This window comes from Pseudoalteromonas sp. A41-2 (genome assembly GCF_015767615.1).
Lineage (GTDB): Bacteria > Pseudomonadota > Gammaproteobacteria > Enterobacterales > Alteromonadaceae > Pseudoalteromonas > Pseudoalteromonas lipolytica.
Map to the genome: position 1 here is coordinate 2,570,746 of NZ_CP065231.1, position 19,008 is coordinate 2,589,753.

General features: G+C 42.5%; 19 protein-coding genes. 9 read left to right on the forward strand and 10 right to left on the reverse strand.

Translation table 11 applies throughout. The features are described from left to right. Nucleotides 1-20 precede the first annotated feature (20 nt). The 6 genes from IT970_RS11615 to IT970_RS11640 all read left to right on the forward strand — a co-directional run bounded on the left by IT970_RS11615 (nucleotide 21) and on the right by IT970_RS11640 (nucleotide 5,284). A complete protein-coding gene (locus tag IT970_RS11615; protein ID WP_036966581.1) occupies nucleotides 21-374 on the forward strand; it encodes a CidA/LrgA family protein in 354 nt (117 codons plus the stop codon). Then, nucleotides 364-1,074, forward strand: a complete 711-nt coding sequence (locus IT970_RS11620; RefSeq protein ID WP_036966578.1) for an LrgB family protein — start codon at nucleotides 364-366, stop codon at nucleotides 1,072-1,074. Before IT970_RS11615 ends, IT970_RS11620 begins: the two co-directional genes overlap by 11 nt. 33 nt (nucleotides 1,075-1,107) lie before the next feature. Continuing rightward, nucleotides 1,108-1,950, forward strand: a complete 843-nt coding sequence (locus IT970_RS11625) for a mechanosensitive ion channel family protein (RefSeq protein ID WP_075593798.1) — start codon at nucleotides 1,108-1,110, stop codon at nucleotides 1,948-1,950. Nucleotides 1,951-2,056: 106 nt separating this feature from the next. Then, entirely contained in the window at nucleotides 2,057-3,199 is a 1,143-nt protein-coding gene (locus IT970_RS11630) for a PepSY-associated TM helix domain-containing protein (protein WP_036966573.1), read from the forward strand. Further along, a complete protein-coding gene (locus tag IT970_RS11635) occupies nucleotides 3,199-3,669 on the forward strand; it encodes a hypothetical protein (protein WP_036966570.1) in 471 nt (156 codons plus the stop codon). Before IT970_RS11630 ends, IT970_RS11635 begins: the two co-directional genes overlap by 1 nt. A 202-nt stretch (nucleotides 3,670-3,871) precedes the next feature. Then, nucleotides 3,872-5,284, forward strand: coding sequence for a family 43 glycosylhydrolase (locus IT970_RS11640; protein WP_036966567.1), 1,413 nt, complete (start codon nucleotides 3,872-3,874; stop codon nucleotides 5,282-5,284). A gap of 33 nt (nucleotides 5,285-5,317) precedes the next feature. On the opposite strand, the gene IT970_RS11645 is transcribed toward IT970_RS11640, so the two are convergent. Beyond that, nucleotides 5,318-6,067: an RIO1 family regulatory kinase/ATPase domain-containing protein gene (locus IT970_RS11645; RefSeq protein ID WP_036966563.1), complete on the reverse strand. Its 750-nt coding sequence runs from the start codon at nucleotides 6,065-6,067 to the stop codon at nucleotides 5,318-5,320. A gap of 86 nt (nucleotides 6,068-6,153) precedes the next feature. Beyond that, the gene (locus tag IT970_RS11650) at nucleotides 6,154-6,618 is read right to left on the reverse strand and encodes a MarR family winged helix-turn-helix transcriptional regulator (protein WP_036966560.1); all 465 of its coding nucleotides are present in this window, start codon (nucleotides 6,616-6,618) and stop codon (nucleotides 6,154-6,156) included. A gap of 126 nt (nucleotides 6,619-6,744) precedes the next feature. Between IT970_RS11650 and IT970_RS11655 the strand changes: the two genes are divergently transcribed. Genes IT970_RS11655 through IT970_RS11665 form a run of 3 tightly spaced genes read left to right on the forward strand, consistent with a single transcriptional unit; the run spans nucleotide 6,745 to nucleotide 9,100 of the window. Further along, nucleotides 6,745-7,896, forward strand: coding sequence for a hypothetical protein (locus IT970_RS11655; protein ID WP_051501726.1), 1,152 nt, complete (start codon nucleotides 6,745-6,747; stop codon nucleotides 7,894-7,896). Nucleotides 7,897-7,944: 48 nt separating this feature from the next. Then, nucleotides 7,945-8,835: a dienelactone hydrolase family protein gene (locus tag IT970_RS11660; protein WP_036966557.1), complete on the forward strand. Its 891-nt coding sequence runs from the start codon at nucleotides 7,945-7,947 to the stop codon at nucleotides 8,833-8,835. 49 nt (nucleotides 8,836-8,884) lie between these two features. Further along, on the forward strand, nucleotides 8,885-9,100 hold the full coding sequence (locus IT970_RS11665; RefSeq protein ID WP_036966555.1) for a hypothetical protein: 216 nt from the start codon (nucleotides 8,885-8,887) through the stop codon (nucleotides 9,098-9,100). Between the two features lie 61 nt (nucleotides 9,101-9,161). Here the strand turns inward: IT970_RS11665 and IT970_RS11670 are convergent, their stop codons facing one another. The 8 genes from IT970_RS11670 to hrpB all read right to left on the reverse strand — a co-directional run bounded on the left by IT970_RS11670 (nucleotide 9,162) and on the right by hrpB (nucleotide 18,856). Beyond that, entirely contained in the window at nucleotides 9,162-9,869 is a 708-nt protein-coding gene (locus IT970_RS11670; protein WP_036966552.1) for a TorF family putative porin, read from the reverse strand. A gap of 11 nt (nucleotides 9,870-9,880) precedes the next feature. Further along, nucleotides 9,881-11,098, reverse strand: coding sequence for a choline transporter (locus IT970_RS11675; protein WP_036966549.1), 1,218 nt, complete (start codon nucleotides 11,096-11,098; stop codon nucleotides 9,881-9,883). A 130-nt stretch (nucleotides 11,099-11,228) separates the two neighbouring features. Then, nucleotides 11,229-12,899 (reverse strand): choline dehydrogenase, encoded by a 1,671-nt coding sequence (betA, locus tag IT970_RS11680; protein ID WP_036966546.1) that lies wholly within the window; start codon nucleotides 12,897-12,899, stop codon nucleotides 11,229-11,231. Further along, on the reverse strand, nucleotides 12,899-14,362 hold the full coding sequence (gene betB / locus IT970_RS11685; RefSeq protein WP_196857358.1) for a betaine-aldehyde dehydrogenase: 1,464 nt from the start codon (nucleotides 14,360-14,362) through the stop codon (nucleotides 12,899-12,901). The genes betA and betB overlap by 1 nt, the downstream gene beginning before the upstream one ends. Before the next feature lies 1 nt (nucleotide 14,363). Continuing rightward, nucleotides 14,364-14,954: a transcriptional regulator BetI gene (gene betI / locus IT970_RS11690; protein ID WP_196857359.1), complete on the reverse strand. Its 591-nt coding sequence runs from the start codon at nucleotides 14,952-14,954 to the stop codon at nucleotides 14,364-14,366. A 292-nt stretch (nucleotides 14,955-15,246) separates the two neighbouring features. Then, on the reverse strand, nucleotides 15,247-15,714 hold the full coding sequence (locus IT970_RS11695) for a nuclear transport factor 2 family protein (protein WP_075594438.1): 468 nt from the start codon (nucleotides 15,712-15,714) through the stop codon (nucleotides 15,247-15,249). A 126-nt stretch (nucleotides 15,715-15,840) separates the two neighbouring features. After that, on the reverse strand, nucleotides 15,841-16,278 hold the full coding sequence (locus IT970_RS11700; RefSeq protein ID WP_065978679.1) for an acyltransferase: 438 nt from the start codon (nucleotides 16,276-16,278) through the stop codon (nucleotides 15,841-15,843). A gap of 157 nt (nucleotides 16,279-16,435) precedes the next feature. Continuing rightward, nucleotides 16,436-18,856, reverse strand: coding sequence for an ATP-dependent helicase HrpB (gene hrpB, locus IT970_RS11705; protein WP_118844816.1), 2,421 nt, complete (start codon nucleotides 18,854-18,856; stop codon nucleotides 16,436-16,438). Nucleotides 18,857-19,008: the final 152 nt, after the last annotated feature.

Consider the following 19,008-nt stretch of genomic DNA (forward strand, 5'->3'; position numbering starts at 1 on the left):
CAAGCCATTTTCCATCTATCATGAAATACCTGTTCAGTAGTGCCATTATTCTTGCGTGCTTAGCGGTCGCTAAGTATTTAAGCCTGTTACTTAACAGCTCTTTTCCTGCGCCATTGCTCGCTATGGTCATGTTACTTTTACTGCTATTAACGGGGGTTGTTAAAGAGCATCAGCTAAAACCGACAGCCAGCCCTCTGTTAAATTACATGCCATTATTTTTTATTCCAGCGGGCGTTGGCATCGTTGAGCACCTTGGTTTAATTGGTCAACATTGGTCGCTTCTGCTCACTGTATTTATTATTGTGCCTTTGAGCAGCGTATTGCTCATTGGTGGCGTTATCGCCTATTTTAAGGGGCGTGAAAATGACGACTAATTTATGGTGGTTAAGCGTTCCAGTCATTATTTGCCTTTTTTTGTTACTAAGAGTCCTCAACAACAAAACAACTCACGGTGTTTCAAAAGCACTTAGCAACCCTGTTTGCTGGGCTATTTTGATTATTGCCGCGTTACTTGTAACACTCGACTTACCTTATGCGCCGTTTGCTGAGCACAGCAAAATACTCAGCTGGTTATTAGAACCGGCGATAGTCGCCCTCGCTTTGCCGCTGTATCAGCAGTTTGTGCACGTAAGAAGAAACCTATTACTCATCGTGATTAGCTGTAGCTTAGGGGTGATTAACGCCACAGTTGTTGCCTCACTCATTTGCTATTTTTTTGCTGCCCCCGCTGAGCTTAGTGCATCGCTTGCCAGCCTTTCTGTTACAACGCCCATCACGTTAATTGTCACGGATGCACTGGGCGGTATTCCTTCTCTTGCTGCTGCAATGGTTATTTTTATTGGTGTACTGGGTGGGATTTTTGGCAATTTAATTTTTTCGCTATTAAACATCCGTAATGCACAAGCTAAAGGTGTTGCCATCGGCACCGCGTGTCATGCTATTGGCACCGCCTCACTTATTACTGAAGAGGCAAAAGCCGGCGCATTTGCATCGGTCGCAATGGCACTGAGTGCGCTTTTAAGCGCTATAATAGTGCCCTTACTCTATCCTGTTTTACAACATGCTCTGGTATAGTCAGGGCAAGCAGTAACCTTGTTAGGAAAACACATGATCGATTCTGAATTACAACAAGTTGAAAAATACTACCACTTGATTACCGAATACCTCGTTACCTACAGCATGCAAATTTTTGGTGCCATCTTAATCCTGTTCTTTGGTTTATGGGTCGCACAAAAAGTATCAAAAATGATTGCTGGATTAATGCAACGGCACAACATTGACATAACCTTAACTAACTTTGTCAGTAACGTTGTTAAAGTACTGCTTATTATTATGTTTTTGGTTATCGCACTGGGTAAAATAGGCATCAGTGTTACACCATTTGTTGCAGCAATCGGTGCTGCATCGTTAGGGGCTGGTTTAGCACTGCAAGGTATGCTGTCAAATTATGGGGCTGGTCTTGCAATCATTGCCACGCGCCCTTTTGTTGTTGGCGACACGATTGAAGTAAAGGGCGTTAGCGGACAAGTTAAAACTATTGAACTTGGGTATACTATTTTGATTAACGAAGAAAAAGTCGAAATCACTATCCCAAACAAACACATTGTTGGTGAAATTTTACATAATTCGTTTAGTTATTCACTGGTAAAAGGTGAAATTGATATTGCCTACGATGCCAACGCAGACTTAGCAATTGAACTCATCGAAACAGTATTAAAAGAGCACGAATTAGTTGCCGACGAGCCTCATTCACAAGTCGGTATTGAGCGCTTTGCAGACAGCGGCGTGACATTAAGTTATCGTTATTGGGTGCCGACGACCAAAATTATTGAAACCAAGCTCTCGGTTAACCGCAAAGTATTCAGCGCTATTCAGGGTGCAGATATCGACATTCCCTTCCCACAGCGGATCGTTACACTTAATCATACACATGAGAAAGGTGCTGAATAGCACCTTTTTTACCTCGCAACGACAGAGATTGTGTTTCATTAAAGCTTTGTAGTACAATTTGAATGATAACAATTACTATCATCAATTAAATGTCGGGCTATTTTTCATGAGTAAACGTCTTTGGTTCCAGCTACACGGTTGGTTTTCGCTGCCTATCTGGGTGTTATTCTGCTTTATCTGTGTTACGGGCACAATTTCAGTAATAAGCCATGAACTGACGTGGTTAACCAACAGCGAAGCACGCGCAACTAACCCAAACAATTTACCGGCGATGCCTGTTGATCAGGTTATTGAAAGCGTAGAAAGTGCTTACCCAAGTGCCGATGTTATGAGTGTACTTACTTATGAGCCTTACCTTGTAAACGCAGTCATTTTTACCGACACAGACAAACCTTATGCTGTTGCTTACGTCAATCAATACACTGGCGAAGTGCAAGCTGTAAACAGCACCATTTCGTTTATTGAGTTTATGCGTACCCTGCATGGTTGGTTATTTTTCCCTTGGCAAGAAGGCTACAGCATTGGTTATTACTTAGTAAGCGCAATGGCATTTGTTATTCTGGGTGCTCTAATCACTGGCTTAGTAATTTATAAGAATTTCTGGCGTGCATTCACGCAACCAAAATTGCGCTTTAATCAAGGCCGTAAAACCTTCCTCAAGGACTTACATACACTCAGCGGAGTATGGTCAATTTGGTTTATGGCAATCATGGCGTTGACTGGCTTATGGTATTTTGTACAAGCCTTTATGTGGCACAACGAAATTGATATTGAAGAGCACGCCCCGTTAGTGGCGGTGTCGACATTGCCCGCCACAAAACAAACACCACCAACTGATTTAAAAGCCGCATTAGCAGCTACAAAAGCAAAGTATCCCGACTTTAAACCGAGCTATGTGATGCTACCTGAGCATAATCGCGGTATGTTCAACATTATGGGCAGTGGTGATACGATTTTTTATGATAACTATGCGTACTCAACCTCTGTTAATCCATGGACCGGTGAGATAGCAGCCAGCAAAAGTCCAGAAACAATGACAGGATTACAAACTCTATCGCACATTACCGACCCCCTTCATTACGGTAATATTGGTGGCCTTTGGACCAAAGTTATCTGGTTTATCTTTGGCTTAATTTTAAGTGGTATGTCGGTCACAGGGTTTATGATGTACACCTCTAAATTGGTAAAAAATAAACCTGAAAAAGCACGCCAAGCTGCGCCCGTTAATAACATTCAGGAGGCAAACTAATGGCACGTTTAAACGCAACGTGGTGGCAACGTAAAAAGTACCTGTTACATGCAATTGTGCTCGCCTTACCGGTGTGGTTTATTTACCAATCGCTCAACCCACAATTCCCTGCTCTTTGGCAAGAGCAACAAGCTGGTGAGTTTAAAATTGCACCAATGCCACTTAATGAAGATGCCCCCTATTCGCATCATAACGAGTATGTAAAAGATTTCTTTATCGCCTTTAATCAAGGTGATATTAGCAATATACGTCAAGCCTATTTAAATATAGGTGAAGCGCCGCTGCCACTCACTGAATTTGCAAAAGATGAAGAAGGCCTTATGCATGGAACGGCACATGGTCAACACGCACATGCAATAGCCCCGAAAGCTATTTCGGCCGATGACAAATTGTGGGTCACAATTCAGACATGGCAGGGTCAATTACACACCCTGCAATGGGACATTCCTAATCAGTTTATTAGTCAATAATTTTTAAAGCCACTCACTGAGTGGCTTTTTTATAACTTCTCTCTCTAACCGCCACCAAGTAAATTATTTGTTAATTTACTTCACCAAAACCTTTACAAAAATAATAATATAATAAAGTATTATAAATAGTTTGATTTCTTCAAACTAATCCAAGGATCAGAACACACCAAGGAAAGCTCAAAAACAATGATTTGGAGACACAATGATACTTTCTAAAAATACAGTCGGCGTTATCGGATTAGCCGCCAGTTTGCTGTTACCGAGTGCCTATGCCATTGATAACGGCGTTTATACGATTAAATCGAAATACAGTGAAAAACTTGTCGAAGTTGCTAACGCCCAAACCAATGATGGCGCAAACGTGAGTCAATGGGGGAATACGAACCACGATACACAGCGCTGGCTAATTACCAACATTGGCGGCAGTAATTATTCGGTCATTAACTTGAACAGTGGTAAAGCTCTCGAAGTATTTGATTTCTCGACTGACGATGGAGGCAACGTTGTACAATATGAGTATGCAAACATTGCCAGTCAGCACTGGCAAATCAATGAAGAAGGCAGTGGCTATTATAGCTTTATCAATGATCACAGCGGTAAAGCACTCGACTTATATGAATTTAATGGGAATGATGGCGCGAATATTAGTCAGTGGAGTTACAACGGCAGTGATGCTCAGCAATGGCAGCTTACTAAACTCGCCAATGTAGAATCCACTCCTTTTGACCCATCGACCACCAATGGTGCAGCCAATCACTGGCCATTAACAGGCAGTTTAGTGACCCATGATCCGACGATTGGTTACGAAAATGGCACATGGTGGATTTTTCAAACAGGTCCCGGTATTTACGGCAAATACTCAAGTGATGGCGTAGATTGGAATGATGCTTTACCTGTTTTTCCAAACGGACTTGCTTGGTGGGGCAACTATGTACCTGATCATGATGGAATAGATGTGTGGGCGCCTGAATTAAAACGTTACAATAATCGCAGCTGGTTATACTACGCTATTTCGACATTTGGTTCACGAGTCAGTGCCATCGGTTTAGCATCAGCCAGTAGCGTGGCCGCAGGCAATTGGCGTGATGATGGCTTAGTGATCAACACCACAAATAGCAATAATTACAACGCGATTGATCCCGATTTAATCGTGGCTAAAGATGGTGCGCCTTGGCTTACATTTGGCTCATGGAATTCAGGGATCAAGCTTACGCGCATTAACCCAATGACCATGAAACCCTTTGGCGAAATTTACTCATTAGCGAGTCGCTCTGGTGGTATTGAAGCCCCTACTATTATCTATCGCCAAGGTTACTACTACTTATTCGTTTCTATGGGTAAGTGTTGTGAAGGCACTAACAGTACCTATCGAATTGCATACGGTCGTTCAACTGATATCCGTGGCCCTTACCTTGATAAAAATGGCAACAACATGCTATCAGGGGGCGGTAGTATCCTTGATGCAGGTAACAGCCAGTGGGTCGGTCCAGGTGGACAAGATATCCTTAATACCGATGTGATTGTGCGCCATGCATATGATGCGGGTGACAATGGCAGACCAAAGCTGCTTATTAGCACACTTAATTGGGATGCGAATGGGTGGCCTAAATACTAGTTTTCTTTCATGAAGCGCGTGCAAACGCGCTTTTTAGAACCTTTCAAAAATACTGCGAATAAAGTCAGAGTTTAAAATTTGTGTGACAACGCCACTGCCCCACACATATGCTCGCTGTAGCGGGTATCCTTTAAAAATCCAGCGTTTACGAACATGATTAAAGTCATGCAAATACGCCGCTTTTGCTTGCGGTAATGAGTCGTTTGCTAGTTTTTGCCATGCTTTATAAACCCCACTCATATCAGCCCCTCGCATAAAGCGCTGCAACCAACGCGGAAAACGAGCAAACCGAATTGCCGACTGAAAATCAATGATATAAGGCTTACCATCTTGTGAACAAATCACATTACCCAGATTACGCAGGTCTAAGTGCACCACACCGTGGCGATGCATTTTTGCGACTAAACGCTCAAACTCTTTAAAAAAGTCGCGCGGTAATTGCTGCTGTTGCAATGCAAGCTCCCTTAGTGGTGTACCTTCAATAAAATCATAGGCAATGGCAATAGGCGATAAACGACAAAAGTGGTCTACCACACCGTCAACACCTTTAAGCCGTGACAATCCCTTGTACTCTTGATTTATAAACAGTGGAGCAATGGTTTTTCTAACCCACCACGGGCTATGCTGAAAATCTTTAATGATTAAATCGTGTTGTGCGTCTTTATAACGATACACAATTGCATTGGCAAAGCGCCCTGTGTGCAATACAGACAAGCCTTCACGACTAAATTGATGTGATGGAAACTGAGCTTGAAGCTGAGCGAGTAACGATGATTCAAACATAACAACCCAGTATTTATTAAATTAAATGCCTAGGCAACTATATTATCAAAACGACACGGCAGCGACAATGTACCGCTTAGAGAAATTTATGCTTTTAAATTATGAATCGCTCTAAAGAGTAAGCTGGCAAGTTGGTTTTTCTCATCCTCAGAAAAGCCCGCTAGTGCCTCACGGTAAATATCATTAACGGTGGGCAGTATCTCAGGATAAAGCTGTTTGCCCTTTTCTGTAAGGCATAAAATGGTTGAACGGCGATCTTCTATTGACTGCTGTTTAGCTACTAACCCTTTATCTTCTAAACGGCTTAATAGGCGACTCATGGCACCACGGTCATACACCATGTGCTCGCACAGTTCAGCCAACGTTGTTACTTTTCCTCGAGCAAGCAGTACCACCACAATGTATTGTGCCGAAGTCAGTTCTTTACTTTTTAGAGCACAGTCTAGGTGAGTCACTAAATTAGAGCGCAAATACGACACCAATCGCCCGAGATCTTGAACGGGATCTAAGTCTTCAATACGGCATTGCCCAATAGATACAGGTTCTTTCATAGTTCCTCACCGCAGTTAATCGTCATTCATAGACCGTTAACCACTAAAATAATTCAATCTGAGTTCATTGCTTCAACGCCTATGATTAGTGTAGCGTAGGTAAGCGTACAAATTTCAGAGGGCGTTATGCTAAGTAAACAACATATTATCAAGTATTTAAGCCTCATAGTACTGTTACTACTGTGTTGGTTAGAACAGTTTCAACAGTATATTATGAGCTTTATTGACAGCGCCCTGCTGCAATCGACTCTTGTGTATGCGTCTTCACGTACCGTCAATGCAGCAATTTCTTTATTACAATCCGCCGAAGTCGGTATTGGTATAGCCAGTATTCAACCAGCTCAGCTACTTGACCCCGTCAACGATTTAGCGGAGTACATGTCGGATGCGATGCGTCTTGCCATTGGCTCACTATTTTTACAGCGAATTTTATACACGATTTCATCCGGCGTCATATTTAGCAGTGTTTTTACAGTATCAGTAATTGCATACCTTATTTGTGAGTGGCGTGATTTTTACCCAACGCTTCGCCATAAATTAATGGCGAGCCTGATCCTTATTCGCTTTTTAGTTCCTGCGGTGGTGCTAACGACGGGGTTGGTAAGCCAAGTATTTTTAGACGAGCAAATAAACCAACAAAGTGAACAAGTCAGCGAAAAAGTGGCTACCGTAAATAATAATGCCAGCACAACGTCGGCACTGTCAGCAAAGCTAAAAGCCGAAGTAGACAGTCAAAAACAGACCCTTTTCGACAAGCTATCGTTACTTAATGATCAACAAATTAAAAACCACCAGCAAGCGACCGAGCTCAAACTACAAATGGCTGAACTCGACAAAAAAATAGAAGCGATTCAAGCCACTCGCAGTTTATCTGAGGTAATCACTTTTAAAGAACTAGCCAAAGCAAAACCATTACTCGATCAAAAGCAGCAACTCACCGGCAAGTTTAATGCTGTGCTTGAACAACAAATGGCGCTTAATCAAGAAAAAGACGCCTTAAACGAGCAACTTGATACCCTGAATGCGTCGCTTAACCACGATTCATCATCACAAGTGAGTAAAATTATCGACACCGTCACCTCGGGCATTAGTAATATGGTGGCCACCGTTGAAGACTTGTTTATCGACTTTTTAAATATTTTGTCGTTGCTTATTTTAAAGCTGCTATTAATGCCTTTAATATTCTTATACTTGTTCAATAAAGCATTCAACGCTATTTGGCAGCGCCGTTTTATCGATGTCATAAAGCAAACAAAAGAACAGGCTTTTAATCACTGATAATTAGTCTAAAGTTATAAACTGAATTCATTTTTAAAGGATATAACTATGACTGAGCAACGCCACAACCACATTCCCCAAGAAGCCTTCGATTGGTACGACGAATATGCCCATGGCTTGATAGACCGTCGTACTTTTATGAAAAAACTCGGTGGTCTTGTTGCTCTTGGTTATTCGATGGCAGTATTAAGTAGTGCTCTACTGCCTAATTACGCCTTAGCAGAGCAAGTATCCTTTAACGACCCAGACATAAAAGCCAGCTATAAAACCTTCGACTCCTTTAAAGGGCATGGCGAGGGTAAAGGCTATTTAGTCGAACCGACAAATTTAACCTCTAAGCGCCCTATTGTACTCGTTATTCACGAAAATCGTGGGCTTAATCCTTATATTAAAGATGTCGCTCGCCGCCTTGCCAAAGCAGGATTTATTGCGTTTGCCCCAGATGCGTTGCACCCGTTAGGTGGCTACCCTGGTAACGATGATGAAGGCCGCGCAATGCAGCGTTCAATGGATAAAGAAAAAATTCAGCAAGACTTTGTCGCCGCAGCAGAGTACTTAAAACAACACCCAAACAGCAATGGCAAACTTGGCGCTGTGGGCTTTTGCTTTGGGGGTTATATGGTGAATTACTTAGCCGCCGTCGATAGCACGTTAATTAATGCAGGCGTGCCTTACTATGGTACTCCCGCGGTTAAAGAGCTTAGAAAAAACATCAAAGCACCGTTATTGGTACATTTAGCTGAATTCGATACACGTGTGAATGAGACTTGGCCAGATTATGAGGCTGATTTAAAAGCTCACCAAGTCCCCTACACGATGCATATGTACGAGAAGGCAAACCATGGTTTTCATAACGATTCAACATCACGCTATGATGAAAAGCAGGCAGAGCTTTCTTGGCAACGCACACTCGCATTTTTTAACGAGCAATTGATTTAAGCGGAGCAATTACATACACTCTCGAAAAAATTTAAAGGCTAATAAGTACATGGAATCAGAGGTTCGTTATCGCTTTGACTCTCAACAAACCGCTAACCGCTTTTTAAATAAACTCAGACACTGGTCTGTGGCTAATGTTAAAGCCAGCCTATGCCAAGGCGGTTTTGGCGTGAAGATTCGCTATGAAGCGGATAACTCAGGGTTTGATTATACCTTAGCCGAGCTTGATGACTTGGCCATGCAACACGAAGGCATAGAGTTTTAATTTTCAGCATTAAAAAACGGCTAACCTAGGTTAGCCGTTTTGATAAATAGAGGGTTTCTTTTTACAGATCAAAACTGCGCGAAATAGACGCGACGATACGCTCATCGGCAGTATCCCAGTCTAGACTGGTGTTTTCACCTGCAAGCTCAAAGTCAAAACCTGCAAAACTAGTTTGGTACGCCAAACGATAATGGTTATAAGATTTATCGTTGCCATCCCACGCAAATTTATTACCATCTAACGAGTTAGAAATATCAAAGCTTGCGCGTATCGCATGATTCGGCGCAATTTCAACCGTGTGGGCAATCATAGAAATCACATGGCCTGCATCGGTACCAAAATAATCCCATGCATACCAAAAGTTCAACTCTGTGAAACCTAAGCTGTTGGTATAACCAAATTTAGCGTAGGTTTCAAAGTAGTTACCATCGCTAGAATAATCTTCACCGTGGTACGAGTAATATGCAATACCATAATCAACACTGAGGGCCTCATTGAGCTCAACAAAATGACCTAAGTAAGCATCCCATTCAATGTCGGTGCCTTCACCAAAATCAACATTTGAGGCCCACGTACCGACATACATGCCTGAATCTGCAAAGGCATAATCTAGGCTGCCCTGAATGGCAGGGTCGTTCATCGTTTGACTAACACCGTTGAAGGTATAGTCAGATGCAAGTGTAACGGTGGTAGATAAGTCAGCCATCGCTGATGTCGAAAGTAGTGCCAATGGCAACGCTGTTGCTAATACTGTTTGTCTTGTTGTCATGTTGGTTTCCCTTAGCTAACTGTTTCTATTTTTGTAAAATCTAATTTGTTGTCTTTTGGCGAGCCTTCGATGTTTTTCACGGTTTTATATTTGCTATAGCCAATAAACACGGCGCAGCCGAAAAATAACGCGATAACTAACGCACCAACCCATTGGATCTGTAAAAAGTCGAACTTAAACAGCAGAGTCAGTAATGAAAGCGCAACCACATTTAAGGCAATATAATTAAGTTTGCCTAATCGCTTCACCGTTAAGTTTAGATTATCTGTGTATAAACGGATCAAAGAATCGAGTGAGTTAATCACAAACACCACACCAACAAATACCATCGCTATGTTTTTAAGGCCCGCAGTGGCAATACCCGCTTCGTGGTACTGGTATAAAACACTAAACCAAATAGCAATAGGAATAGACGGAAAAATTAACATGGCTGCCAGCACGTGATAAGTTTTTAACCCGCCCACAAAACGCGACGTAAATTGACCAATCATTATGCTCCACGCAAACCACCAAAATAGATAAAAAGCATGGTAATCGTTCAGAGGTAATACAAACTCATCGATGTTGCCAAAATAGCCACCTATGAGGGTTAAGTTATCGACAAACGCAGATGTTTGCGCTTCTGAGCCAACAAATGCACCGACCCACATAAACGCAATTAATGCGATAAATAACCACGTTGTAGAAATACTTAAAAAGCGGACATATTTAATGTCAGTACTTGAGTACACCGCAAAACAGATTGCTGCAAACACCAGTAAGTAGAAAGTCGGAATAATTGACTCACCATCACCTAATGAAGGTAAATACCACGGTAAGTTCGACAGTAGTAAAAATGCAGTAAATGCGCATGTACCAATAATAACGATGTTATTAATTAGTTTTACCCAAGCGATTTCAAAAAACTTCACTTTGGGTTCTATTACACAGAAATAAAAGCACGTAAGGAAATAAAATCCCCAGATCAAGAAGCCCCAAAAACCAAACTCAATGGCTAATGGATTGGCAAACGCATACTCTGGGCTTGCTTTTATGTCTGCATAACCTGCAAACTCTGTCAGTGGAAACATAATCAAGCCAACGTCTAGGCCTGATGTAAATAAAATTGCTATGAACGTAAATGTTCTCACCGGTGTGACACCTACACACCTTACAGTACCCCATTTAAATAAAATAACCGCAATTGCTAATAGGGTAAAAATGATGCCAGCACTAAGCCATAAGGTCATAGTTACCCCCCCAAAATAAGTAATAATACTTCATTGTTTCTCCCATTTTTTTCCCTCGCATTAACGCATCACAAACAACTTATGATGCGCGCCACTGCAAGCCCCACAGCCGACACTGCGGGTGGCCTTATTAAATCTCCGAACTACGCTGCGTTGATTGCCATTGTTTTTCCATAGCAACATCTGCGCTTGATGCCGTTAATAAAGGCTTACCTAAAATTAGATCTGCCGCTTTTTCTGCCACCATAATGGTAGGCGCATTTAAATTTCCGTTTGGAACGGTTGGGAAGATAGACGAATCTACAACCCTTAAACCTTCAATGCCGTGTACTTGAGTTTGCGAGTTAACGACTGCCATCTCGTCTTCACCCATCTTGCACGAACACGAAGGATGATAAGCACTTTCGACCGCTTGACGGACAAATGCATCGATTTCTTCGTCGCTTTGCACATTTTTACCCGGTTGAATTTCATCATCGCGATACGCATCAAAAGCGTTTTGTTCAATGATTTCACGGGTTAATCGAACACAAGCTCTAAAGCCTTCAATGTCATCTTTGTGTTGTAAATAATTAAATTGTATTTTAGGTGCAACCCTAGGATCAGCCGACTTAATCGTCACCTCACCACGGCTTTTAGGTTTGTTATGACCAACATGCACTTGGAAGCCATGCCCATCAAAGGCACTTTTACCATCGTAGCGAATCGCTGCTGGTAAAAAGTGATATTGAATATCTGGCCATTCGACACCGGGTTTTGAGCGAATAAACGCACACGATTCAAAGTGGTTCGTCGCCCCTAAACCTGAGCGGTTTAATAACCAACGCGCACCAATGAGTCCTTTCGAAATAAGCCCTAACTTGCCATTTAAAGTAATTGGCTGCTTACACTTATATTGAAAGTAAAACTCCAAATGATCTTGTAAGTTTTTGCCCACACCTGGTAAGTGGTGTTTAACCTCTACACCCGCTTTAGCGAGTGCCTCTTTATCGCCAATGCCAGACAACTGAAGAATATGCGGCGAGCCAATTGGACCGGCACTTAAAATAACGTCTTTTGTGGCAAACGCTTGCTGTTTAGTACCCGATAAAGAAAATTCAACACCGGTTGCTTTTTTACCTTCAAGCAATACTTTTTCAGCTAATGCGCCGGTTACCACGGTTAAGTTTTTACGTGACTTAACGGGGTCTAAATACTCACGACTTGCCGAACTGCGCACACCATTTTTCACAGTCATGTGCATTGGCCCAAAACCTTCTTGCTGTGCACCGTTATAATCATCGGTGTGAGCATACCCTGCTTGTTGGCCCGCTTTGATAAACGCTTTGTATAAAGGGTTCGCCATTTCATTACCGTTATTAACCCCTAATGGGCCGTTATCACCACGGTAACTATCTCCCCCTAAATAAAACGATTCAGCGCGTTTAAAGTAAGGCAAACAGGCTTGGTAATCCCAACCTTCAGCGCCATGCTGCTGCCACTCATCAAAATCTTTTGCATGGCCTCGGACATACACCATGCCGTTAATAGATGACGAACCACCTAGTACTTTCCCGCGAGGACAGTGCATTTGGCGGTTATCTAAATAAGGCTCTGGCTCAGTGTGAAACTGCCATGCATATTTATCAGTATTCATTGGAATTGACAGCGCTGTAGGCATCTTAATAAAGATGCTTTTATCGCTACCACCCGTTTCAAGTAATAACACCTTGTTTGAAGGGTCTGCTGATAGTCGGTTAGCCAACACGCAGCCTGCTGAGCCTGCACCGACTATGATGTAATCATAGTTCTGTGTACTCATTAAAATGGACTCTCTATATTGCTCATACCCACGTAAATCGATTTTGTTTGGGTGTAGTGATCAAGTGTTTCAATGCCGTTTTCGCGACCAATTCCCGATTGCTTATAACCGCCTACAGGCATTTCTGCTGGTGAGTTACCATAGCTATTAATCCAACAAATACCCGCTTGTAATTGGTGAATAACACGGTGGGCACGTTGGATATCTTTCGTAAACACGCCCGCAGCTAAACCGAGGTGAGTATCGTTCGCACGGCGAATCACATCGTCTTCGTCATCAAAGACTAATACGCTCATTACCGGACCAAAGATTTCTTCTTTAACAATGGTCATGTCGTCTTTACAATCAACGAAAATGGTCGGTTCTACAAAATAGCCGTTCGGTGCTGAGGCAGGTGATAAAGCCTTACCACCGGTTAATAACGTCGCCCCTTCTGAAATACCTTTATCGATATAGCTAAGCACCAACTCTTGGTGTTTTTTAGAGATCAGCGCCCCTAAATTCACCTCAGGATCCATTGGGTCGCCAGCAATAATATTTTGCTCAGTGCGTGTTTTCAGCTCATCAATAAACTGCTGATACACATTTTTGTGCACATAAATTCGTGTACAGTTAGTACAAACTTCGCCTTGAGTATAAAAGTTACCTAGCATTGCGGCACTTACCGCTTGTGAAACATCGGCATCATCAAACACTAACAGCGGTGACTTACCGCCAAGCTCCATGGTCACGTCTTTTAGTGAACCCGCAGCACTTGCCATCACTTTTTTACCTGTGCCTACTTCACCCGTAAACGACACTTTTTCGATGTCTGGGTTTGCTGTTAGCCATTGACCTACTTCACCAGCCCCTTGTACAACATTGAATACACCTGCTGGTACACCTGCTTCGATAAATATTTCAGCAAGTTTAATGGCACCCAGTGGGGTTTCTTCTGATGGTTTAAAAATCACCGCATTACCTGCAGCGAGTGCGGGGCCTGATTTCCAACACGCAATTTGCAGTGGGTAGTTCCATGCGCCAATGCCCGCACAAATACCTAAAGGTTCTTTACGCGTGTAATAAAAGTCATTACCGACCATTTGCTGCTGACCTACTTGAGCAGGCGCAAGACCAGCAAAATACTCAATCACGTCTGCGCCAGTTTCTACATCAACACACTCAGCTTCTTGCCATGGTTTGCCCGTATCAAGCACTTCAACTTTTGCTAGTTCATCATTACGTTCACGCAAAATAGACACCGCTTTTAATAAAATGCGACTACGCTCAATCGGGGTCATTGCAGACCAAGCAGCAAAGCCTAGCTTCGCACTTTCAATAGCGGCGTTTTGAATAAACTCATCGGCCACTTCAACGTGATAAATCACCTCGTCTGTCGCTGGGTTCTTTACCGCAAAGGTATCGCCACTTTGATTCTTCAAAAAGTGGCCATTTATAAAATTTTCGTAAACAGGTGTGGTCATTTTAGGCTCCAAACTGTTTTATTAGTGAACGAATGTAGTCTTTTACTAATTGCTCACAATGTTCAAATTGATCTTGGTCTGACTTACTTAATACGGCTCTTAACCATAAACCATCGATCATGGCTGCACTTAACTCAGCAGCTAAATTAGCATCGCTATCGCTCATTAACTGTTTGAATGAGCTCAATAAATTACTAAACAAACGTTTACTATTAACGTTTTGTAAGCGATGCAATTGAGCGTCGTGCATTGAATGCGCCCAAAAGCTCAACCAGGTTTTGGTGTTATTGCTTTGCTGCTGAGTACGCGAAAAGTTTGCTTCAACGATAAACATCAGTCGTTGCTCAGGGCTGGTTTGTTGCGTTACTCGATTCAATAAAGCACTCTTTAAGCTCGACAATAAATAACGCACAGTGGCTTCAATCAAGCCCTGCTTACCACCAAAATAATGACTGATAATGCCCGACGATAAGCCGGCCTTTTTACTAATGCTATTTATGGTGGTGCCTTGCAAACCAAGCTCTGCAACCGACTCAATTGTGGCGTCAATTAACTGCTGACGGCGAACAGGTTCCATTCCAACTTTCGGCATAATTTTTTATTGATTGAACGTTCAATTAAAATAAATGGTAAGGTAATCAATTTGCCAATTCAAGGTTGACAAATTGTAAACACCCGAAAACCGACCCACTAAAGTTTAGCTAAGCCTCTGTTATTCAGTTTATTATTCGAGATATAAAAAAGTTTTAAATTTATGCAAAATAAAGTCTAAAAAGTATGAATTTAGGCAAATAAGTAGGAAGCGGAGGTTATTTTTTGCGGGTTGTTTTTATTAAAAAAGCGCTTATTCAAGCGCTCACGATACGTTAAAAGTACAGCTAAGATCATTCATGGTATTTTCGAATAACGGCTACCTTGCCATTTTCTATTTCGAGTACATCCATGATGGTTTGCGTGTACTCAATGGCTTGCTGATTTTGCGGGTGGATACCTTTTGCGTGATGGGTGTAACGCAACGCAATGGCTGAGTCATTAAAAATGAAGGTATCTAGTAAGTTGGCTTGATATTCAGTGTGTGCACCAAGGTAAAAAGTCATCCCTTTGCGCATCATCGCTTTACCATCTGGCTCTCTTGAATCATCAGTTTGATAAGGTAAATGTTGGTTTGCTACATCGTCTGTTAATAAAGCTAAAAAGGCCTCTAATTCTTTTTTAGTGGCGTTAGGCGCTTGCGTTGCGACCATGGTATTAAAGTATTGCTGTGCCAGCGCTGCGAGCTCCGGGTTAGCTTGCTTTGCTTGGCTGCTAAATGCGCTAAGCAGGCAAATAGCTAAAAAATAAAGATGCTTCATTGTTATTCCTTGTTCGTTATTCTATTAATCTTAAACCTAAAATAACGACAAAGACTGTAATTAGCAATTACTTAGTTAAAGACACTGCGGCTGAGTATTAAAATAACCACATTATATTTAAAGCATTTAAAACAGTAAGCTCGTCAACCAATAGCTCAGCACGATAAAACTGATGTTGGCGAGCGCCCTTACCCACCAGGGGGCAAAGCTAAACTGTAATTGACTAAATTGAGTAATAAGCACCACCACAGCCATGACACTAAACCAGGGAGTAAAAAAGAACACCGGTTTTAACTTTACTATACTCACCGCTAAATCATGTAAAGCGCCGCTAACGGCAAAGGTTACCAGTACAGCACACCAAACTGGCAGCACCTCATTACTGGGTTTCATTACGTAGCGCGATAAGTAGTAGCTCCAAATGGGATTCCAATAACGCCAAAATAAATAAAACGAACTTGCACCTAACGAACGACTCAGCATATTACGCATCGAGTCTTTATGCCCCAGCGGCACACCGGTGCGTTTTTTAACGTATTGAGCAAGGGTTATAGGCGTAGACACTGGCATTCTCTTTTGATATTGACCTTATCAGACTACTAAAGAGACAGTAAAAACGAAACCTATACAGTGCAGGAAATTGTAACGGGTTATGACCGTGGCAAACTTAATTAGATGGGTCACTATAAAGCCCGGCTACTCGCTTGGCTTGCTATTTACTTTACATTTTACTTTTTACTTTATTTGTTGCTTGGCTCGTGGCTGGGTTGTCTGGCCAAAAGTGTTTTGGGTAACGCCCTTTCATCTCTTTTTGTACGTCGCGGTAACTGGTTTGCCAAAAATTCGCTAAATCTTGAGTAAGCTGCAGAGGCCGTTTTGCAGGTGATAAAAGCTCCATTAATAACGGTAACTTACCTTGTGCAAGCAAAGGTGTGCTGGTCATGCCATACACTTCTTGCATACGCACACTCAGCTTTGCAGGGCCATCGAGCTGGTAGGTAATTCTTACATTAGAGCCACTTGGCACAGTTAAACGCAATGGCAGTAACTCATTTAATGCACTTTGTTGTTGCCAATCAAAACAATTTTTTAGTGCTTCGCCGTAATTAAACTTTTTTAACTGCTCAAGATTTTTAATATCACTCAGGTAAGGCGCTAACCATTGGCTATGTGCACGTAGTTCATCTCGATTAATGGTCGGGAATGACTCTGGCAACAGCGTGCTTGCCAAACTCATACGAGTGAGTAACTGTTCATTGTCAGTTTGCTCATTAAATAACTGAAAACCATGCTTGCTAAATAAGTTTAACCACGCTTGAGTGCGCTGAGCTTTATCAAGCGGCTGTTTACTTGGCTGACTTGATACTGTGATAGCCCCTAGTTTTACTTCATCTTGATGGATGAAACGTCCTGTTTTTTCGTCGTATTCACATCGCGTCTGCGATGTGAATAAATGGCCGAGTTCATCTTCAAGTTCACTGGGCACAAACGCCACGCCAGCAAATACGCGACTCCCTTTATGGCCGCCCATGCTGGCAATGGCAATGTAGTCATCGTTATGCCAAAACTCTTCACTTAAATCAGCACCTGCGCCATTGGTAAGTAAGTAACCATTACCGCGTTTTTTCGCCAATCGGTCAGGAAATGCAAACGCCACCAGCAAGGCAAGGTATTGCGTTTTAAGCTCAAAGGCTGCTTTTAATTGCAAACGTGATAACCAATAGTTTAATTGCTGTTTAAACACGGGGTGCGGCTTTGTATGCTGGCTATGCAGCGCCAAATTAAGGTCGGCAGGCATCGTTATGCGGCTTTCGAGTAAGGCGATTAAATACGCCGCTAGCTCATATATACCTGGCATCGTTACTTGTAATTTTTGTGCTTTAATCAGCATATGTGACAACCGAATATCGGCACCAAAGCTGAGCATTTGACTGCCAAGCGGTGTCAGCTTGTCATTTTCATCTATGGCTTCCAGCATTTTCAACAGCGCTGTTGCTTGCTTAATTTGTTGCTTGCTTGGTACATCAAGCAGGCTTAGCTCTTCAAGTGAAGCGCCCCATTGCTTTGCCTCAAGTAATAACTGGCTAATATCACTGGTGAGAATGTCTGGTGCGTCGTGATTATTGCGACGCTCAAAGGTTTGCTTACTCCCTAAGCGATACACCACGCCCGGTTCAATACGCCCTGCGCGACCGGCTCGCTGCACCGCCGATGAGCGCGAAATATTTTGCGTTATAAGCTCTGTAACACCGGTTTTTAAATTAAAGCTGGCTGCACGGCGCTTACCACTGTCAATTACAATACGTATACCTTCGATGGTTAAACTGGTTTCAGCTACATTGGTGGTCAACACAACTTTACGCTTCCCTTTCGTTGTAGGGGCGATTGCAGCTTGTTGTTCTGCTTTGTTTTGTTCACCAAATAAAGTAAACACCTCGCACTGATCTGCAAGGTCGCTTAGTGCTTGCTGCACCCGTAATATTTCGCGCTGTCCGGGTAAAAAAACTAATGCGCTGCCAGCTTGCTCATTGAGCGCTTGTTTAATAATTGCGGGTATATCATCGAGCCATCGGCTTTCGTCTTTGAGTGGAATATACACTTCATCAATCGGGTAACTTCGCCCTTCAGAGGATATTATTGGGCAGTCAAAAAACTCACTGTACCGCTCACCGTCTAAGGTGGCCGACATCAGTAATATTGTTAAGTCGTCTCTCAATGCCGCTTGCGTTTCAAGGGCAAAGGCAAGCGCGGTATCTGCAGCAATTGAACGCTCATGAAACTCATCAAAAATAAGTAAATCAACGCCACTTAGCTCAGGATCGTTTTGCAGCATACGGGTCAGCATACCTTCGGTGACAATCTCAAGCCGAGTGGCGGGGCTCACTTTTGACTCCCCTCGAATACGCAAACCGACACTTTCACCGACTTTTTCGTTTTGTTGGCTCGCCAAATACTGGGCAATATTACGTGCAGCCAGACGTCTTGGCTCTAACATGACAATGTGTTTAAAGTGCCCTTCACGCATTAATGTGAGTGGCAGCCATGTTGATTTACCTGCGCCCGGTGGTGCTTGTAATAAGGCCATAGGGTTATTTTTTATTGTTGTTAGCAGGGATTGATAAATATCTTCAACTGGCAGCACGTCTGGCATCTCTTACTTTCTTTTTGCCCATTGTATCAAAAAACGATGAACAGCCTCTCATTGAATGAAAGAATTACAAGGTTTTCCTTAAAACCCAGTACAAATTGCAGGCGTGTAACACTCTATGTCTAATCATAATAATAAAAACGATG